General features: G+C 44.5%; 10 protein-coding genes. All 10 read left to right on the top strand.

What is annotated here, in order from left to right; translation table 11 throughout:
• The first annotated feature begins 333 nt into the window (after positions 1-333).
• The 10 genes from K6V26_RS04465 to K6V26_RS04420 all read left to right on the top strand — a co-directional run bounded on the left by K6V26_RS04465 (position 334) and on the right by K6V26_RS04420 (position 21,236).
• Positions 334-924, top strand: coding sequence for an HU family DNA-binding protein (locus tag K6V26_RS04465; RefSeq protein WP_048316155.1), 591 nt, complete (start codon positions 334-336; stop codon positions 922-924).
• Between the two features lie 2 nt (positions 925-926).
• On the top strand, positions 927-5,009 hold the full coding sequence (locus K6V26_RS04460; RefSeq protein ID WP_224264690.1) for a hybrid sensor histidine kinase/response regulator transcription factor: 4,083 nt from the start codon (positions 927-929) through the stop codon (positions 5,007-5,009).
• A 124-nt stretch (positions 5,010-5,133) separates the two neighbouring features.
• Complete coding sequence (locus K6V26_RS04455) at positions 5,134-6,297, top strand: glycoside hydrolase family 88/105 protein (RefSeq protein WP_224264689.1); 1,164 nt, start codon at positions 5,134-5,136, stop codon at positions 6,295-6,297.
• Positions 6,298-6,445: 148 nt separating this feature from the next.
• A complete protein-coding gene (locus tag K6V26_RS04450; protein WP_224264688.1) occupies positions 6,446-9,526 on the top strand; it encodes a SusC/RagA family TonB-linked outer membrane protein in 3,081 nt (1,026 codons plus the stop codon).
• Positions 9,527-9,545: 19 nt separating this feature from the next.
• Complete coding sequence (locus tag K6V26_RS04445) at positions 9,546-11,153, top strand: RagB/SusD family nutrient uptake outer membrane protein (protein ID WP_007652576.1); 1,608 nt, start codon at positions 9,546-9,548, stop codon at positions 11,151-11,153.
• Positions 11,154-11,222: 69 nt separating this feature from the next.
• Positions 11,223-13,490 (top strand): hypothetical protein, encoded by a 2,268-nt coding sequence (locus K6V26_RS04440; protein ID WP_224264687.1) that lies wholly within the window; start codon positions 11,223-11,225, stop codon positions 13,488-13,490.
• 36 nt (positions 13,491-13,526) lie between these two features.
• Positions 13,527-15,944, top strand: coding sequence for a glycoside hydrolase family 3 C-terminal domain-containing protein (locus K6V26_RS04435; protein ID WP_224264686.1), 2,418 nt, complete (start codon positions 13,527-13,529; stop codon positions 15,942-15,944).
• On the top strand, positions 15,934-16,380 hold the full coding sequence (locus K6V26_RS04430; RefSeq protein WP_046146644.1) for a hypothetical protein: 447 nt from the start codon (positions 15,934-15,936) through the stop codon (positions 16,378-16,380). The genes K6V26_RS04435 and K6V26_RS04430 overlap by 11 nt, the downstream gene beginning before the upstream one ends.
• A 308-nt stretch (positions 16,381-16,688) precedes the next feature.
• Complete coding sequence (locus tag K6V26_RS04425; protein ID WP_122327613.1) at positions 16,689-17,111, top strand: HU family DNA-binding protein; 423 nt, start codon at positions 16,689-16,691, stop codon at positions 17,109-17,111.
• 75 nt (positions 17,112-17,186) lie between these two features.
• Positions 17,187-21,236 (top strand): hybrid sensor histidine kinase/response regulator transcription factor, encoded by a 4,050-nt coding sequence (locus tag K6V26_RS04420; RefSeq protein WP_224264685.1) that lies wholly within the window; start codon positions 17,187-17,189, stop codon positions 21,234-21,236.
• The last annotated feature ends 47 nt before the right edge of the window (positions 21,237-21,283 follow it).

The raw sequence follows: 21,283 nt of genomic DNA, 5'->3' as shown, positions 1-21,283 counted from the left end.
TGGTCAAAGACAAAGAAAGCGTACTACAGATATTCAATCTCTTCGGGAAGCTACAGGACGGCAAGTAGGAGACAATAAAAAATATCCCCTTCAAAGATACAGGTTGTCCCTATATTAAGTATCTTTGGTGCTGAAGAAAAGATTGTCCGACGGATGTCGAACAGTTAGCCGACTCTTGTCAGACAGCTGTTCCACCTCCGTCGAACAGCTGTTTTACAGGGGTCGGACAAACCTTTTGTACCGATATAAGTAAGATTATATCGGTTATAATTGAGATTATGTCCGGAACAAGGTTGATTACAACCGGGATATCACACTTAAACAACACTGCCTATGTCAGCCACTTATAACCTATTTAAGAATCCGGGGAAGGGAGATAATCTTCATGCTCGTCAGGTAAACCAGTACACCGTGCGCATCGATGCGCTTTGCGAAGAGATTTCCCAGATCAGTTCTTTCTCTTCTTCGGATGTAAAAGGAATGCTGGAAGCACTGAAAAGCCGGATTGCCTTTCACCTGAAATACGGGGATATCGTCGAACTGGAAGGATTGGGTACGTTCAATGCCTCCCTGAAATGTCCGTCTCTGCCCACAGAAAAACAGATCACACCTCATCTGGTGAGATTCAACAAAGTAGTGTTCCGCTGCTCCAACGAACTGAAGAAGGAGTTGCGTTATATGAAAGTGGAACGGGCCGACGAACCAAGCCGTCTGAAAGGATACACGGAAGAGAAGCGGAAAACGAATATATTGAATTACATACAGCAAAACAACACGATCTCTACCCTCGAATGCCGTTCCATCAATGGTTGCTCGAAGTATATCGCCTTGAAAGATCTCCGGACATTGTTGGATGAGCAAAAGATTGTCCGTTTGGGGTATCGCGCCAATGCACAATATGGCCTAAAAACCAGGGAGGAATAAATATGGGAGTTATCTACAGACTGATGCTTACCCTGATCCTGTCCCTGCACCTCATCACTATATATGCAGAAAACGAAAACCCTTTCTTTTTTTCCCATCTCGGTGTTGAAGACGGGCTTTCGCAGGTATCTATTCTCAGTATATTTCAAGATTCGGAAGGATACATATGGTTTGGGACACGTAACGGAGCAAACCGTTACGACGGTTATGAATTTAAAGTATACCAGAACGAAGTAAATAACCCGGCATCGATAAGTGACAATTATATCCGTAAGATAAGTGAAGACAAAGACAAAAATATATGGATAGGGACTTCCAACGGAGTCAATTGCATCGATTACAGGACACAGCAGATTTCCCGCTTCTATCCGCAGGCCATCAATCCGCAGATAACAACGAATGCTGTCAATAACTTTCTCCGCCATGCAGACGGTGAGTTATATGCTTTCACCACACGGAGCATATTAAAATGCAATTCTGACAAAACGGTAGAGGAAATGCCCTACCTGACAGAAATGGAATCACCGATCCATTCTGTTGCCCAGGATAGTGACGGAGATATTTTCATCGGAACAGAAGATAAAGGACTGTACATTTTCACTTCCGACTGGAAGCTGAAGAAACATTATTTACCGGACAGTTCTAATAATCAGCAAACATTACCCATCAGTACAATATCGGCCTTATTACCGGGTCCCGGTAATACTGTTTTCATTGGTACCAATGAAAACGGATTGTGCCTCTACAATAAAAAGGAGCAGACTTTCACCCGTTTGAACACGGATAATTCGGGGTTAAACAATAATTCAGTCCGCCACCTCACCGTATTGAGCAAGGACTCTGTCTTGATAGGGACTTTCAGAGGACTGAATATACTGAACACCCAAAACATGATTATCACTCCGATCAACATGGATATGAAGGCAAAAGGAGCACTCAGCCATTATTCCATCCATAGCATGCTGATCGACCGTGACCAGACACTATGGGTAGGGACCTACTCGGCCGGAGTCAATTATCACAGTCCTTTTTACAGGCCAGCTTCCTTTATCACCACCAACTCTTTTGCCGGTATTATTGGACAAGGACGGGAAGACAGCAACGGGAATATGTGGTTCGCAACGGAAGGAGCCGGATTACTTTACTATAATCCGCGCACCGAAGAACAAAAACTCTACCCCATCAAGCCTTTACAAGCCGGGAATTATGAAATAAATATCCTTAAATCCATCTTGATACAAGGAGATTCCATTCTATGTTCCACCCACTTCGGATCAGTCTATCTCTTTTCCATCCGGAACAAGCAGTACAAAAAAATACATGATTACAAATATAATGACATCAATACATTATATATAGACAGCAAACAGCGGCTGTGGATACCGACCAATACCCCTGACCAAACCGTCATAGCTGATAAAGAAAAAACAACGAGTTATTTTAATGTAAACGGTCATAAAAAACAATTCAGGGGAATCTGCCTGATTAAAGAACTGGAACCGGATGTCTTCTTATTCGGAGCAATATCCGACAGTGTTTTTGTGTACGACATGAACAAAGAAACAGCTACCGACCTTACCTCCCTGCTCCAGAACGGTGATAAGAGAAAACGACTGGGAAGCATATCGGGTGCCTTAGAAGATGACAGCCAATTCATCTGGATAGCCACTACGAAAGGAGGTCTGTTCCGCCTCGACAGCAACCTGAATCTGATACAAAACTACCAGAAAGAAAACGGGTTATCAGAAAGTTACATCAATTCACTTTCGATCGATAAAAACGGAGATATATGGGTCGTTACCGGTAAAGAATTATATAAGTTGAACCGTCCTGAAAACAAATTCGAGCTGGTAAAACCGGTCGACAGTCCGACACAGGAATACTCATTATATGCAAACAATTGTGTATCAAACGACGGGACCCTCTATTTCCCGGGGAACCAGGGTATCCTGGCCATCAACCCGCAAAAAGTAATAACAAATCCGAACAGACCTCCTGTCTATATCACCTCACTACTGATAAACAGCCAGGAAGACCCGGAAGGCCTGCCGACTTACCAGGAGTTATTGCCTTTGCAATATAATAACAACATCACGTTAAAAGCCAGCCAGGGTAATATCACCATCCGCTATTCAGCCCTCAACTTTATCCACTCCGAAGATAATTCATATGCTTATATGATGGAAGGGGCCGACCATAACTGGCATAATATCGGTAACCGCCGGGAGGCTTACTATAGTAATCTGTCACCCGGTAAATATACCTTCCGCGTAAAAGCAGCAAACAACGACGGCGTCTGGAATCCGGAAGAAGCGGTATTACATATTACCGTAAACCCTCCTTTTTACAAAACATGGTGGGCTTATTCACTCTACCTGTGTATCTTATCGTTAATTATTACGCTAATTATCCGTTGGCAACATCGTAAACACGAACGGGAACGGGAGGAAAAATACAGACAACTGGAACAGGAACGAATGAACGAACTGCATGAAGAACGCATGCGGATGTTCACCAACTTTTCCCATGAGTTAAGAACTCCCCTCACATTAATCATCAATCCGCTGAACGATCTTCTCCAACGGGTAACTTTCTCACCCGAAGTAAAAGACGCTCTGCAACTGATTAAAAAAAATACGGGCCGGATGCTGCTGTTGGTAAATAACCTGATGGATATCCAGAAATATGAGGCCGGCAAGACGATCCTTCAAAAGACCCGGTTTAATTTCTCTGCCTTTATGAACGAAATGTATCGTTCATTCGAGAGTGTGGCAACCAACCGGGAAATCACTTTCAGATTAGAAAACAAGTTACCGGAATCATTCTTTACCTGCTATGACGAAGCTGAGATCGAAAAAGTCTTTTTCAATCTGTTGTCCAACGCTTTCAAATTTACTCCTTCCGGAGGGCAGATCACCATCACGATCCGACAGATAGCACAAAATGACTGCGAAGGCTTACCGGTTTTTCCTGAAGACGAAGCATCGATACTGATTGAAAACAGTTATCTCTTCATCGAAATAACAGATACCGGAAAAGGATTCAATCAAAAAGATGCAGAAAAAATATTCGAACCGTTTTACCGGGCGAAAGGAGATATTCATAAGCAAGTCTCCGGCACCGGTATCGGACTCAGTCTGACCCGTTCCATCGTCCAACAACACCAGGGATGTATCTGGGCGGAAAGCATCGAAGGAGAAGGAACTCATTTCATGATACTCTTGCCGGATACGGAAAAACAGAAAGTGCAGACTGACGAAGTCCCTGCATCACGCCCATCGGAAATCAGTAAAAAGGTAGCTTTGCTGGTTGAAGAAACGGAAACCCGCAATAAGCAAATCATCTTGTTGGTAGACGACAACCAGGAAGTTTTGGAATACCTGGAACAACAACTCCAGCACGATTATATTGTCATGAAAGCTATCAACGGCAAGGATGCCCTTGAACAGATAGACAAGACTTATCCTCATATCGTCATCAGCGATGTCATGATGCCGGAAATGAACGGACTGGAGCTATGCCGGAGGATCAAAGAAGATCAGAACTTCTGCCATATCCCGGTAATCTTATTAACAGCCAAGTCGATGGTTTCTCAAATCGAAGAAGGACTGGAGGCCGGTGCGGACGACTATATCGTCAAACCGTTCCATGTCTCCTTGCTGAAAGCCCGTATAAAGAACATCCTCTCACTCCGGGAGAAAATGAAGAACCTATACGGAGAATCTTTGACTTTGAAACAGCTCGGTGTGGAAAAGCCGGAAGAAGACAACGACTTCCTCAACCGGTATATAGAAATTGTAAAAGCCAATATATCCAATCAGGAACTGGACGTCTCCGTCATCTACCAGGCGCTGGGTATGAGCCGGGCAAACTTTTACCGGAAGGTAAAAGCCGTTACAGGCTTATCTCCTATTGAACTTATCAAGAACATACGCCTGGAAGCCGGAGCCAAACTACTTAAAGAATCGAACATGAATGTTTCTGAAGTAGCCCAGCATATCGGCTTCAGCAGCCGTTCTTATTTCGCCCGGAGCTTCAAAGCGGTATACGGAATGTCGCCTACCGAATACCAGGAAAGTAAATAAAACGACATAGTAATTCTGCTTATCAGCAGCCTGAGACATTTATACTCTCTTTTGGGATAATTGTACTTATCCGGAAACAGGTTCTTTTATTCTTTTGACGTTGTTAATTTTAATAGAAGAACCTATGTATTCAATGTCATTAAAACACATGGCTGCCCTGGCTAGTCTCAGCGCCGCCACTTTGTTGCCCGGAAATCTGAACGCACAACCGGCACCCGTTCCTTTTACTGAACAAAACACGGCTACGCCGGACAAGCAGGAAATCCTTTCCATTGCCCGGAAGGTGGCCGACTGGCAGATCAAGGAGTTTTCCAATAACAAATATGCCGTCAAAGAGCCGAAAGGCTGGATAGCAGGCGCCCTTTATATGGGAATGTTCAACTGGGCGGAACTCAGCGGTGACAATCAGTATTTCGACTGGCTGAAAAAAGTATTCAACCGCCAGCACTGGCAGGTAGCCGACCGTATGTACCATGCCGATGATGTTTGTGTTTCGCAAACCTATATCGATATGTATACTAAGTATAAGGAAGACAAAATGCTCCTCCCCACTACGGCACGTATCGACTGGGTTATCAACAACCCGTCCAATGGCGGTCTGGATATCGACTATAGCAAACCGCTTTCCTACGAAAGATGGTCATGGTGCGATGCCCTATTTATGGCTCCGGCTGTCTATACCCGGCTGTACACACTTACCGGAAACAAAAAATACATGATATTTGCCGACGCTGAATTCAAAGCGACCTACAACCATCTGTATGATAAAGACGACAAACTATTCTTCCGCGACAGCCGTTATTTCGGCCAGCAGGAGGCCAATGGGAAAAAGGTATTCTGGGGACGCGGTAACGGTTGGGTTATCGGCGGACTGGCTGAGATATTAAAAACACTTCCAGCCGAAGATACCGAATACCGTCCTTTCTATCTCCAATTATTCAAGGAGTTAAGCGAAAGCCTCGCCAATCTGCAAAACAAAGACGGCTTCTGGCACGCCAGCCTCCTGGACCCGGACAGCTATCCTTCACCCGAAACAAGCGCCACCGGATTTATCGTTTACGGACTGGCTTACGGTGTCAACCAGGGATACCTTCCGGCAGACAAATACCTTCCGGTTATTCAAAAAGGATGGAATGCACTCGTTTCTGCGGTTGAACCGGACGGCAAACTGGGTTGGGTACAACCGGTTGGAGCCGACCCGCGAAAAGTGACCCGCGAGATGACGGAACTATACGGAACCGGAGCTTTCCTGATGGCCGCCTGCGAGATGTATAAATTTAACAAATAAAACCATATAAAATACATGTTTTTTAGCTTATCGAGACAAAAATACACCATTTTGAGACGTTTTTGCCCACACACCAAACCTGCTTTTTATTCTTTTGACAAAAAATTAGTGACATAACTTTATTTTTACAACTTAAATTATTACAAGTATGAACAAATCTTACAACGCCCTCCCTCCTCAAAAGAGGAAGGCAGCAGGGAGAAAGAACAGATTTCTTTCTTTATTAATCATTCTTCTTACATCTTTATCCGTGCAGGTATTTGCACAAGATGTCAGAATAACTGGTACTGTTATTGGAGAGGCCGACAAATTTCCGATTATCGGAGCAAACGTATTGGTAAAAGGTACTACTATCGGTACCATTACCGATGTAGATGGTAAATTTTCTCTTGATGTTCCTCAAAACGCAACCCTGATAGTCTCTTACATCGGTTGCCAGACGCAAGAGATTAAAGTGACAGGAGCTAAAACATTGAACATTGCTATGAAAGACGATGCAATTGGATTGGAAGATGTTGTTGTTATCGGTTACGGTTCACAGAAAAAGTCTGACCTTACCGGTGGGATTGTTGCCGTAGGAGAAGAAAAACTCCAGATGGTAACGACCAACAACCTGTTGGACAAACTTGCCGGACAGGTAGCAGGTCTGAACATCACGACAAGTAAAGCCAGTCCGACCGAAGACCAGACACTGCGTGTTCGTGGTGAAAACTCACTGACTGCCGACAACGCTCCGTTGGTTGTATTGGATGGTATTCCTTACAGCGGTTCGCTGGGTGACATCGATCCGAACATCATTGAAAACATGTCTGTACTGAAAGATGCCTCTTCGGCAGCGATCTACGGTTCACGTGGTTCTAACGGTGTTATCCTGATCCAGACTAAAAAAGGAAAGAAAGGTGCCGCCTCTGTTTCCTACAAAGGTCAGATCGGTTTCTCACAGCCGGAACGTCATATCAATATGATGAACGGTACGGATTACATCAAGTATCTGCAAGCGCAGTATGCAGTATGGAAAGGCATTGAAAACCCGACCGTCGATGACGTATTAAGAGCGATTGAAAAAGAAAACTACCAGAATGGCATAGAAACGGACTGGCAGGATATGATCTTCCGTACAGCCCTGACTAACAGCCACCAGATCAGCATTTCCGGAGGTACGGATGCAACGACTTATATGGCATCTATCTCCCGCCTGAATCAGGAAGGAGTTGTTAAAGATACCGGCGTAAAACGTACGAATATCTCTTTGAATATCACCCAGAAACTGGGTAGCTGGCTGACAATGGGTATGGGAACCCAAGCAATCCAGAAAGATTACGGTGGCATACAGGCCGGTATCTCCGATGCTATGCTTCAGTCTCCTTACGGTAAGATGTACAACTCTGACGGTTCTATGCGCGACTATCCGATGGATGAAACATTACACCCGAACCCATTCGCCAACGAAAAAGCAACCAGCGATAAGGTGACCCGCAACATTTTCATCTCTACTTTTGCAGAAGCAATGTTGCCGGTAAAAGGTTTGTCTTTCCGTACAAATTTCGGTTACAACTACCGCTCTAAATTCGAAGGTGAATATTACGGACGTAATACCCTGACCGGACGTGCACAGAACGGTTCTGCCAAAATTTTGAACCAGCATTACTGGGATTATACCTGGGAAAACCTGTTGAAGTACAACCGTGAATTCGGGAAACATAAGATCGATGCTACAGCCTTGTTCAGTATGCAGCAAACCAATACGCAGCAATCGGAACAATCCGGTACGAGCTTCGTAAACGACGATTCCGAATACCATAACATGGCGGGAGCAGAAAACAACAAGACACTCAAGTCCGAACTGACCGAAACAGCAATGTTGTCATACATGTTACGTGTTAACTACAACTATGCCAACAAATATCTGTTGACTCTTACCGGACGTTCCGATGGCTATTCCGCTTTCGGTGAAAACAATAAATATGCATTCTTCCCGTCTGTAGCCGGAGCATGGAACATTTCACAAGAAGATTTCATGGAATCGACTGCCGACTGGTTAAGCATGTTGAAAGTACGCCTGTCATGGGGTTCGAACGGAAACCAGGCCATCAAGGCTTACCAGACACTGGACCGTCTGTCGCTGACGACTTATATCTGGGGTGACAAAGGTACGACAGTCAACGGCGCATTTCTGCCTTACGACGGTGTCGGCAACCCGAACCTGAAATGGGAAACAACCCGTACGATCAATGCCGGTATCGACTTCAGCTTCCTGAACAACCGCCTGTCCGGTAATATCGACTTCTATGTTGCCAATACGTCCGACCTGTTGATGAAACGTACTGTTCCTATCATGAACGGATACAACTCAATCATGGACAACGTGGGTAAAACCCGCAACACCGGTGTAGAAATCGTATTAAACTCCGTAAATGTTGAAACAAAAGACTTCCGTTGGGGATCTACTTTCAACTTCGCCCTGAACCGCGATAAGATCATCGAACTGCGCGGTGACGGCAACGACGACTTGACCAACAAATGGTTTATCGGCGAACCGGTAAGAGTACATTACGACTACGATGTAATCGGTACCTGGCAGGAAAACGACCAGTTTGTTATAAACGGCCATACAATCTCCTGGGATGCAACTCAGAAAAAATACCTGAACGAAGATGGCGTTGAATATCAGAAAGGTGCAGCACCGGGTTCAGCCAAACTGGCGGACCGTGACGGCGACGGTGTGATTACCGCAAAAGATAAAAAGATCATCGGCTCCAAACTTCCGAGTTTCACCATGTCTCTGGGTAACACGATCAATTATAAGGACTTCACCTTCTCATTCCTGTTCAACGGCGTATTCGGCGTGACTAAGGAAATGCAAGACTACAACTTTGAACGTTGGGGACTCGGATACAATTACATCGACGGTATGGATTACTGGACACCGGAAAACCCGACCAACGAAATGACCTCTCCGGGTTATGTACCTTACGACAAACATACATTCTATAAAAAGATGAATTATGTTCAGTTGAAAAATATCACACTGGGCTATAATATCCCGCAGACAGCTTTAAGCAAAATCGGTATTGCCGCTCTGAATATAAATGCAAGTATCAATAATGTATGTACATTCAGCAACGTGAAAAATGCATTGAACTATGATGGTACGGATACAAATGCGAATATCATTTACACCTATCCGACCGCCCGTTCATATATGTTAGGTTTAAATCTTACTTTCTAATCAATAAATGAATACAGATATGAAAAATATATTGAAAGTTGCCGCAGCAACATTTTTACTACTTTCAGGAACTGCGTGTTCCGACTTCCTGGATGAAGACCTGAAAAAAGAATTGGCACCGGATAATACCTACACCAGTACTTATGGTTTCCAGGTGGGTGTAAACGGTCTGTATGGCTGGGCCCGTTCCGAGTTCAACACATGGGGAGGCGGTACGGCTTCGCTAAGCCAGGCTTGTCCGTACGAAGCATTCCAGGTGGCGACCGATATCGTTTATACCGGTCATAAAGACGGTTCCCTGCTTCCATTCGAGAACCTGTCTTATACATCTTCCACGACATTCGTCGAAAACTACTGGAAATGGTCGTACGGCCTGATTGCCAACGTAAACGAATTGCTTACTTATGCCGATAAAAATGAGAACTGGACTGCTCCGACCGATAAAGCCGGTTTTCAGGCAGAAGCCCGCTTCTTCCGCGCTTATGCTTACCGCTACCTGACTTATCTGTATGGTGACGTTCCTTATGTAGATAAAATCGAAGGACAATTCCGCACTGACTTTACACGGACACCGAAAGCGGAAGTGCTCGGACATATGATAGACGATTTGAAGTTTGCTTCAGAGAATCTGCCGGAAAACCCGGATAATATATCCGACGTCGGCAAATTGACGAAATGGGCAGCCATCCACCTGTTATCGGAAGTTTATCTGATGGCCGGAGAATATGCTAAAGCAGAAGAAGCAGCCCTGCAGGTTATCAATTCAGGTTATTTCCATCTGATGAATGAACGTTTCGGTGCACAGAAAGACCAGCCGGGCGATGTATTCTCAGACATGTTCCTCGAATACAATCAGAACCGTACATCCGGTAATATGGAATCCATCTGGGTTATGCAGCTTGAATACGACACCAACGGCGGTGGCGGCAAATACGAAGACTGGACAAAACGTGCATGGGTTCCCAAATACTGGAACGAAACTGGTTTTACATTATGTGACTCATTGGGTGGACGTGGTCTGGCTCAGATCGTTCCGTTCAAATGGTGGATCGATGAAGATGGTTTCTATACAGCCAATGATGTGCGTAATTCAAAATACAACATTAAGAGAACCTGGTATTATAACAACCCTGAAACCCCGGAATTGCTGGGTAAGGAAGCGCCTGTTACGGAAAGTACATGGTCAAAATGTACCATTTATCCGGTTATCACGAAGTTCTTCTATGGAAAGACCGATGACAGCCCGAGTTATGAAGGAAACAACAAAGACCGTATGAAATTCCGTCTGGCAGAGACCTATCTGCTGTTGGCTGAAGCCCGTATCCGTCAGAACAATGCCAGTGGTGCCGCCGAAGCGATCAACGTAGTCCGCAAACGTGCCGGAGCACCGGACATCACAGCATCACAAGCAACAATGGACTTCCTGCTGGATGAACGTATCCGCGAATTGGTTGGCGAAGAACTGCGCCGTCTGACATTGGTTCGTACCGGTAAACTGGTAGAACGTACCAGAAAGTACAACTCTTACAGCAACAAAATAGACGAACACCATGCTTTATGGCCGATTCCGCAGACAATCATCGACTCCAATACAGGAGCTGATTTCCCACAGAACACTGGTTATTAATCTATAACCGATAAGGGACATTTACAGACAATGTACTTGTCCCTTATTATTTATTAAAATTTATGTATCATGAAACATTTTCTAGTATTTTTATCTCTCCTCTCCACATTCAGTTTATCCGCCCAGGATTGGCTGATCGACGGTTCCTCTTACAAATCGACAGCACAAACAACCCACGATGGGAAACGTCTCGAATTAACGAACGGCCTCCTTCGCCGTACATTCCTGCTTGCTCCCAATGCAGCGACCATCGCCCTTGACAACCTGATGACCGGGCAAAACGAGCTGCGTGCCGTCCGTCCCGAAGCCTTACTTGTCATCAACGGAAAAGAATATCCTGTCGGAGGTCTGACCGGACAGCCGGTCAATAACTTCCTGACAGAAGAATTTATCAACAATATGCAGGCTTGCGATTCAGCATTCATGTTGGTAGACTATCAGATAAGCGAAAGCAAAGAACGCTTCCCCTGGAAACCCAACAGCCAATGGATATCCAACTTATACCCCTGGCCTGCCCCGGGAAAACGGATCACCTTCAATTACCAGGCTCCGGCAACTGCTCCCCAGGAATGTAAAAACCTGAAAATACGTGTCATTTACGAACTGTACAACGGTGCCCCTATCCTGGCCAAATGGATCGAGATCGACAATAAAGGAACAATGCCCGTTACACTCGATTCTTTCAAGTCAGAAATACTTGCTTTGGTCGAAACGGCTCCGAAAGTACATTACGGCGAACCGCATGAAGTCCGCATGATGGCACAGGAAGCAGGTGCTTACACAAAAGATTTCCGTAAACAACCCGTGCAAACCGATGCGCCGCGCGATTATATCGACCGCTTCACCCAACTGTTCGTCGTAACCGACTATGCCATGGGCGGCGATATGGAAGCGATGAAAGACAATCCGGCTGTCCGTTGGGTATTCGATCATCCGGAATACGAATTTACCGGTATCCGCTATTATGGTCAATATAAACCGGCACGCCTGGAAGTCACTCCCCTACTCGGTCCCGGTTTGGAAATCAAACCCGGCGACACCTTTGAATCCTGCACGGCTTTCGAAATGCTGCGTGATGCCAGCGACCGGGAACGGCGCGGACTGGCAGAATGTAAATTCTGGCGTATGATGGCTCCCTGGACACAGGAAAACCCTATCTTCATGCACGTCCGCCAATCGGACAGCGAAGCGGTGAAGCAAGCCATCGACCAATGTGCCGCTGTTGGTTTCGAAATGGTCATTATGACCTTCGGTAGCGGATTTAAAATCGAAAATGACTCAGCCGCCTATCTGCAACGAATGAAAGAACTTAGCGACTACGCTGCCGGGAAAGGTATTGCCATCGGCGGTTATTCCCTCCTGGCAAGCCGCGGAGCTAAAGAACAAGACGCCGCAATCAGTCATAAAACCGGAAAACCGGCCAAAACACGCGAAGAAGGCAGCCGCTTTGGCGTATCTCCCTGTATCGCATCCGATTGGGGAGACACCTACTTCCGTAAATTACAGAACTTCTTCACCACCACCGGAATGAATGTCTTCGAAAACGACGGTTCATATCCCGGCGACCCTTGCGCCTCCACTTCACACAGCGGCCACAAAGGCTATCTCGACTCCCAGTGGAAACAGTGGAAGAAAATCAACCGATTCTATCGCTGGTGCCGGGCAAACGGTGTTTACCTGAACGTCCCCGACTGGTATTTCCTGAGCGGCTCCAATAAAACACCGATGGGATATGTAGAGACCAACTGGTCGCTGCCCCGCGCCTATCAGGAAATTATCGAACGACAGAATATCTATGACGGAACCTGGCAGAAAACGCCCAGCATGGGTTTCATGTTCGTTCCCCTCACCCAATATCACGGAGGAGGCGAAGCGGCCACAATCGAACCGTTGAACGAGCACCTCGACCATTACGAAACGCGTCTACGGAACCTCTTCGGGGCCGGTGTGCAAGCCTGTTACCGTGGTCCGCGCCTCTACGATACGGAAGCGACCAAAGAACTGGTCAACCAATGGGTGGCTTTCTATAAAAAATACCGTCAGATACTCGACTCCGATATCATCCACCTGCGCCGTCCCGACGGACAGGACTGGGACGGCATCATGCACGTAAATCCTTCATTGAAACAGAAAGGATTCATCTCAGTGTATAACCCGCTGGATGTTCCCATCCGCAAAGAGATCAAAATACCTCTTTATTACACCGGACTGACTGACAAAGTGACTGTAAAGGAACAGGATCAGAATGTGCAGGTATATGTATTGGAACGTGACTATTCCGTTACAATCCCCATCACAATACCAGCAAAAGGATACAATTGGTATGTTATTGAATAGGTTTTGCATATAATTTGCATATATAATAAAATAATCATGAATAGAAACAACACATTAACCAGGCAACTGCTTTTTTGCCTGTCTTTCGGACTGCTCCCTTTGCTGAATGCAAACACAAGCAGTCTACAGGCATCAAAGCCTGATGCCCCCAAAAATCAGAAGAAAATATATCAGAAAGGTTGGATCGATTTCAACAAAAACGGGAAGAAGGATATATATGAAGATCCTTCGCAACCTATCGACAAACGGGTGGAAGATCTCCTTAAACAAATGACAGTCGAGGAAAAGACCTGTCAACTGGGAACGATCTATGGATACGGAGCCGTCCTTAAAGATACACTGCCGACCGATGAATGGAAAACCCGTATCTGGAAAGACGGTATCGGTAATATCGACGAGCACCTCAACGGAGAATGGAAACGTACCTCCCTTGACTTTCCTTACTCCAATCACGCTGAAGCAATGAACAAAGTACAGGCCTTTTTCGTAGAAGAGACACGCCTGGGTATTCCCGCCGACCTGACAAACGAAGGTATACGCGGATTGAAACATGAAAAGTCCACCTTCTTCCCCGCCCAGATCGGACAGGGTTGTACCTGGGATAAAGAACTTATCTACGAAATCGGACGCATTACCGGTGAAGAAGCCAAAGCATTGGGATATACCAACGTCTATTCCCCTATCCTCGACCTGTCCCGCGATCCCCGCTGGGGACGTACCGTAGAAAGTTACGGCGAAGACTCTTACCTGGCAGGAGAACTAGGACGCCAGCAAGTATTGGGTATCCAAAGCAACCGGGTTGTTTCAACACCGAAACACTTTGCTATCTACGGCATACCGGGCGGTGGCCGCGACTGCTACTCACGAACCGATCCCCATGCCTCTCCGCAGGAAGTTCACGAACTGCATCTGGAACCGTTCCGCATCGCTTTTCAGGAGGCAGGCGCTTTGGGAACGATGTGTTCACATAACGATTATAACGGGACTCCGGTCAGCGCCAGCCACTACCTGATGACTGAGCTGCTGCGTAACCAATGGGGATTCAAAGGCTATGTCGTTTCCGACAGTTGGGCAATCGACAAAAACGTAAAATTCTACCATATCGTAGATACCGAAGAAGAAGCGGTTGCCAGTGAACTGAACGCCGGATTGAATGTCCGCACCTTCTTTGAGCAATCGGAAGTATTCATCGAAGCGTTGAGAAGGGCTTTACAAAAAGGACTGGTAGAAGAAAGTACCCTGGATCAGCGCGTCCGTGAAGTACTCTATGTAAAATTCTGGTTAGGACTTTTCGACGATCCGTATGTAAAAGACACCAAACTTGCCGATAAGATCGTAAACAGCGACAAGAACCGGGAAGTGTCTCTGCGTGCCGCCCGCGAATCGATCGTTCTTTTGAAAAATGAGAACAACACCCTCCCGCTGTCGAAAACCCTCAAAAACATTGCAGTAATCGGTCCGCAAGCTGATGAAGTCAAATCGCTGACCTCCCGCTACGGCTCTCATAATCCGAATGTGATAACCGGCCTGCAAGGTCTGAAGAACCTGCTGGGAGAAAATGTAAACCTGATGTATGCCAAAGGGTGTAATGTCAGAGATAAAAATTTTCCGCAAAGTGATGTGATGTACTTCGAACTGAGCGATAAGGAAAAGGAAGAAATCGACGAAGCCGTAGAAATTGCTAAAAAGGCCGAAGTTGCTATTATATATGTAGGAGACGATTTCCGCACGATCGGTGAATCCAGAAGCCGCGTGAACCTGGATTTATCAGGCAGACAAAAAGAACTGGTCCGCGCCGTACAAGCCACCGGAACTCCGGTCGTACTGGTACTCTTCAACGGACGTCCGGTTACACTGAACTGGGAAGATGCCAACCTGCCGGCTATCGTCGAAGCCTGGTATCCGGGTGAATTTTCCGGTCAGGCCGTAGCCGAAGTATTATTCGGTGATTATAACCCCGGCGGTAAGCTATCCACGACTTTCCCGAAGTCGGTCGGACAAATCCCCTGGGCCTTCCCTTTCAAACCGAATGCCACCGGCAAAGGCTTTGCCCGCGTAGACGGCGAACTCTATCCGTTCGGTTACGGACTGAGTTATACCACTTTCGAAATCAGCGACCTTCAACCGTCTGCCACAAAAATCGCGGACGGAGACACTCTGACCGTTACATGTAAAGTGAAAAATACAGGTTCGGTAAAAGGGGATGAAGTCGTGCAGCTTTATCTGAATGACGAGACATCTTCCATCTCCCGTTTTGAAAAAGAGTTATGCGGCTTCGAACGTGTCGCACTGGAACCGGGTGAAGAAAAAACGGTTACATTCAAAGTGAACCGCCGTGCTTACGGTATGTATAATGATAAGAATGAGTTTGTGGTAGAGCCTGGAAAATTCTTCCTGTTTGCCGGAAACTCATCCAAGTCAACCCCTTTAAACGCAGAATTTTATGTGGAATAGATTACTTATAAGCCTGTTGCTGCTCTTGGGCAGCCAGGCTCTTTTCTCCCAAACGTGGCTGAATAAAACGGATAAGGATATTCTTCTTTACATCTCAGAAAATAAAGAACGTATAGAAGACAGCAAACAAACGGATACGCTTTTCACCCTGACTTGCCAGGAAGAAGATGAGCTGGGCCGCTTATTCGAAGTATCCTATCGCTTCAATTTAGAAAAAAATGTATGCATATCCTACGAACGTCTGCTGCCGATCCATCGTTATTGGGCAACAACGTTGCTGGAAGAGGCCTCCTTGCAGGAAGCCGATGCCTCCGGAGAAGAAATCGACGTAGACGGAGAGACATTGAATACTCTCTATACCTTCGACAACTTCCGGATACAGGTTTCATTAAAAAACGACCGATTATCCTTACTTTATACGCTACCAGATAAATAAATTCCAGGTAATCCCCTGTCTCTTCGTGCAGACAGGGGATTTTTATATCCAGCCGTTTATACTGAATATCTCACCTTTCATCCATTTTACCGTAACTATCTCTTGACAACGCCTCATTGATTTTGTATATTTGTTACAACCTCTTTTCATAAAGACCTAGGTGTAAATCAATTTAGAGGTACGTCTAAATCAATTTACACCTACCTCTAAATTTAATTAGACGTACCTCTGATTAAAAAATGATTGAGAGAATATCAGAGAAACATCACATTCAGTTTAAACAAAAATCGTATTAATAGTAAACAAACATGAGCATCATTTACAAACCAAGAAAGATGGTATGCACCATCCCCGGCAAAGAAAAAACAGGTTACTTTGCTGCAAAAGCGGTCTCTTCCACAATCGACCTGAACAATTTATGTTATCGTATCTCCAGTAACTGCACGATCACCTCAGCCGATGTCAAAGGAGTGATCGAAGCCCTCCTGACCCAATTCGAACTGGAACTACTGAGCGGCAAAAATATCAGGTTCGGAGATATCGGGACGTTCAGCGCCTCAATCACCAGCGATATTGTTGAGAATAAAGAAGATTTGAAACCTCAGAAGGTCCACATTAAGACAGTTACGTTCCTCCCGTCTACCCGGTTGAAAAATAAACTGAAAACAAAAGCCCGGTTCATGCGGTTACGCGATTTTAACAGGAAATACAATGGAGTAGACGAAGAATAAACAAAAAAATACATATCTTTGCTTCCGACAAATCAATGGTTTCGTGGATTTATTCCTAAAAAAAGCCGATGAAATATGACGAAGAACACACTAGTATTATTTCTTTTATTTTTATTTCCATATCTATTCCAATCTGCCAACAGTAAAAATACTTCCCCTTATTTTTTTACACAGATTGGGGTAGAAGATGGATTAACACAGGGTACCGTTACCAATATCTATCAGGATACGGACGGATATTTGTGGTTAGGAACCCAGGGAGGATTACACCGATATGATGGATACGAGTTCAAGGTGTTCAAAAATAATCCGACTGACTCCTGCTCATTAACAGATAACAACGTACTCGATATCGGAGAAGATAAGAATAAGAATATCTGGGTGATTACAGATAACGGCGTGCATAAAATCACACATCAAACAGGAAAAATCAAAAGATATTATGTAAAAGAGACCCGATTCATGCATTGCTGCATGCTCAGTCAAAGCGGAGACTTTTTCCTTGCCGGAGAAAAATTCATCTATCAATACGATGAGCAAGGCGATTCGCTTGTTTTTAAAGACTGGCTGTCATCCACTCCTATCGCTTCGAATATAAAAGGACTTCAGGAAGATGAAGAAGGGAATCTTTATATAGCAAGTTCATCAACCGGACTTGCAGTCCTGAACAAACAGAGGGAAGTCATACGTTTTTACCAACATGAACCGGAAAATCCGTCTTCGCTGATAAAAGGAGCGATCCGCAGATTATTTACCGACAGCCGGAAAAGGTTATGGATACTTTCCGAAACAGCCGGAATCTGCTATCTTGATAAAGAAAACGAACGGTTCGTCCATCTGAATACGGATAACTCAGCTTTAAGCAGCAATGTTGTCCGTGCAATAGCCGAAACCGATTCCAATACCTTATTGCTCGGAACCTTTTCCGGACTGAACAGGGTAGATATGCAGACATTAAAAGTCACTCCCTATAAATTCAATCCGGATGAACCCGGTACATTAAGCTATTATTCCATACACAGTCTCCTGAAAGATAATACAGGTGCATTATGGGTAGGAACCTGGAAGGGACTGAATTATTACAGCCCGGTCAGAACACAGTTTTACCGGATCACGCCCCGTGAATTTACCGGATTATTAGGAATGGGCAAAGAGGACAGTGACGGAAATATCTGGTTCGCAACTGAAGGAGCCGGACTTTTTTGCTATAATCCAAACACGCAAAGCCAACAATTTTATCCTAAAAAGTCTCCTTACAAAAACAATTACAATTCAAACATCTTTAAATCACTACTTATAAAAGGCGACAGCATTATCTGTGCTACGAATCTGGGATCCGTTTATCTGTTTTCACGTAAACGGAAAGATTATCGCCTACTCTATGATTACCAGTATGGAGATATTTATACTCTACTGAATGACAGTAAAGACAGACTATGGATCCCGACAAATTCCAAAACAGGATTAGTGCTTATCGATAAAGGCGAACAGATCAATCAGTTCAAGGTAGACGGAAAAAGCAGAAAATTCTTTTTTGTTACAGCAATAAAAGAAATAGAGCCGGATGTTTTTATTATGGGTACACTCAGCCAGGGACTCCATAAATATGATATGAAGAAAGAGACACTTAAAACGATCTCTTCGGCAGAACTGAACCTACCCGAAAACGTGAAGCCGGGAACTGTCAGTACGATCCTGACCGATTCATTACAAAATATATGGGTTTCATTTTTTGGTTATGGCATCTTTCGTTTTGACCGTGACCTCAACCTGATCAAACATTATACAGTTGAAGACGGTGTAACAGATGGCTATATCTATTCAATGGTAAGCGACCGGAACCAATCTTTATGGGCATTATCCGAAAATGATTTATATTGTTATAATGCAGAAAAAGATTGCTTTGCTCCCATCCATAACGAAAGCCACCGGGCATTGGAATTTACGTTACATGCAGGAACGACCGACACAAAAGGTACTCTTTATTTTCCCGGAAATAAAGGCATATTATGTTTTAATCCGTCCCGGATGGAGAAAAACACTTATATCCCTCCCGTATATCTGACAAGCCTATCCATAAATAATAATCCGGTAGAATTAGGGGACACTCAATCCCTCCGGTTAAAAGCGGATGAAACCAATATAGCAATCGGATATACGGCTCCAGACTTTATCTCACCTAAACAAAATCAATATGCCTATCAAATGGAAGGGGTAGAAAAGGAGTGGAACTATGTAAGGGGCAGAAGGGTCGCTTATTATAGTAATCTCTCCCCTGGTACTTACAATTTCAAAGTAAAGGTCTCAAACAGTGTAAATTTGTGGAATCCACAGGAAGCTTCCCTAAGCATCACAGTCACCCCCCCCCTTTACAAAACATGGTGGGCTTACATCTTGTATATCATCACAATAGGTACTATTATATGGAAGTTTATATACCATCAGAAAGTACGTCACGAACTGGAAAGCAGTATCCGCTTCAAACAGCTGGAACAGGAAAAAATGAAGGAATTACACGAGGAACGTATGAGATTATTTACCAACTTCTCACACGAACTACGCACTCCTTTAACACTTATCATCAATCCGCTCGAGGATATGTTGCGCCATAGTTCCTTCTCTACGGAAGTCAAAAACACGTTGCAACTCATGCGTAAAAACACACAACGTCTGCTCTTACTCGTTAATAATCTGATGGATGTGCAAAAATATGACTCACAGAAAATGGTACTTCAAAAAGAGAAATTCGATCTATCCGTGTTCGTTCAGGAGTTATATGAGTTATTCGTCCCGGTAGCAAAAAACAGGAATATCACTTTTACCCGGAAAAATGAATTGCCGGTAGATTATTGTGTTTATTATGATCGTCAAGAAATTGAAAAAGTGCTGTTTAACTTACTTTCAAACGCCTTTAAGTTCACCCCGGAAAAGGGAACAATTGAAATTATATTGTCTGTACTTTCAAGCGAAAATGACATAGTTCGTGTGAAACTATGTCAAAATCGGCATCTATCAGAAGACTACTATTTACACATACAAGTATCTGATAATGGGGAAGGTATCACATCTGAAGATATTGAAAAAATCTTCCAGCCATTCTACCGCTCTTCACAAGATTTACATCATCAGATTGCAGGTTCGGGTATCGGACTTAGTTTAGCACGTTTCATAGTAGAACAACATAGTGGAATAATCTGGGCGGAAAACATAGTACCAACCGGAACATGCATGCATGTTTTACTTCCTCTCCCCGAAAAGCCAGTAAGTAATCCGGTCAAACAGACAGAATCCTCCCCCCTGATGAATGTGCAGGAGTTTATTCCTTCCGAAAAAAAAGAAACACCGGTTATCTCACAAACATTGCTTTTAGTAGAAGATAATAAAGATGTGCTGGATTATCTGGAAAAACAATTTGAAAATGAATATAAGGTGCTGAAAGCAGAAAACGGAAAAGAGGCACTTACACAAATAGCCATAAAAATACCCGAACTGATTGTCAGTGATGTCATGATGCCCGAAATGGACGGACTTGAACTGTGCCGTCGGATCAAGCAAAATCCGCAAACAGCCCATATACCGGTCATTCTATTAACAGCCAAAACAATGCCTTCGCAAATCACCGAAGGATATAATGCCGGAGCTGACGATTATATCATAAAGCCATTCGATATAGGCCTATTGCAGGCACGTGTGCGGAATTTGCTGACTTCACGAATACAGATACGGAAAAAATATGAGAAAAAGATCGATCTGAATGAACTCGGAGTCAAAACATCTCCGCTTGACGAAGAGTTCCTGAAACAATATACAAATATTGTGAAAGCAAATTTCTCCAACCCGAAACTCGATATTGATATGATCTGCAAAGAAATCGGTATGAGCCGCGCAAACTTCTACCGAAAAGCGAAAACACTTACTTCCCTCTCTCCGGCTGAGATGATCAAAAATCTGCGTCTAGAAGCGGCAGCCCAGATGTTGCGTGAAACAGATTTAAGTGTCAGTGAAATTTTGGAAAAAGTAGCATTCAGCAGTAGCGGATATTTTGCCTCCTGCTTTAAACAAGTCTACGGAATGCCTCCAAAGGAATACCGAAAAGTTAATTCGACAGGAAAATCAATGAGTTGACACAAATCTTACCATCATTGATATGAAATTAACCTTTCATGTAGGAT

The organism is Parabacteroides goldsteinii (assembly GCF_020091425.1).
Taxonomy (GTDB): domain Bacteria; phylum Bacteroidota; class Bacteroidia; order Bacteroidales; family Tannerellaceae; genus Parabacteroides; species Parabacteroides goldsteinii.
This window is presented reverse-complemented; position numbering and strand designations above follow the sequence as displayed.